Source organism: Salinisphaera sp. G21_0 (genome assembly GCF_017744115.1).
In the GTDB taxonomy this organism is placed as follows: domain Bacteria; phylum Pseudomonadota; class Gammaproteobacteria; order Pseudomonadales; family Endozoicomonadaceae; genus Endozoicomonas.
On sequence record NZ_JAGHQW010000301.1, the window covers coordinates 1 to 512 of the forward strand.

Consider the following 512-nt stretch of genomic DNA (forward strand, 5'->3'; position numbering starts at 1 on the left):
CCATTGTTCTGTGAATTCAGTGGCCTTGAAAAATGCGGTCAACTGTTCCAATGTCCAGTTCTTTATAACAAGGCCGGTATCCGTGAGGGTAAAATCCGGTTTTTGGAGTACAACCGGTTCACCATCGAGTGGCATGACAGTAAGATTTTGATTCCTGAATTGATACTCTGTTTGTTTAAGCTCGAACAGTATGGCCGTGATAAAGTACCACAGGCGTTTCTGGCCCAACATGACGTGATCACCATCAACAATCACGCCTCTTTCATCAGCAGTTGACACCCGGTTTGAAAAACAGAGATCCGGTATATTCCCGTGCTCAGGTAGATAATGGTTTATCAGGAGCATTCCTTCCAGCAACCGTTGCTGAGTCACTAATTCCGGAACAGTTTCAGGTTTAGCCTGGTAGTCAAGACAGGCATCCATGAATTGCTGCATTTTCTGTGGCCTGAGTACCCGGTGTAGTCGGTACCACTGTGAGATTGCAGGCACAGTTCTGAATAGCTCGTCCATTC

At 46.3% G+C, this 512-nt stretch carries 1 protein-coding gene; it reads right to left on the minus strand.

Annotated elements, in window-relative coordinates:
• Nucleotides 1-423, minus strand: a 423-nt coding sequence (locus J7439_RS26180; RefSeq protein ID WP_209204985.1) for a hypothetical protein, incomplete at its 3' end; no start/stop codon positions are given.
• Between the last annotated feature and the right edge of the window lie 89 nt (nucleotides 424-512).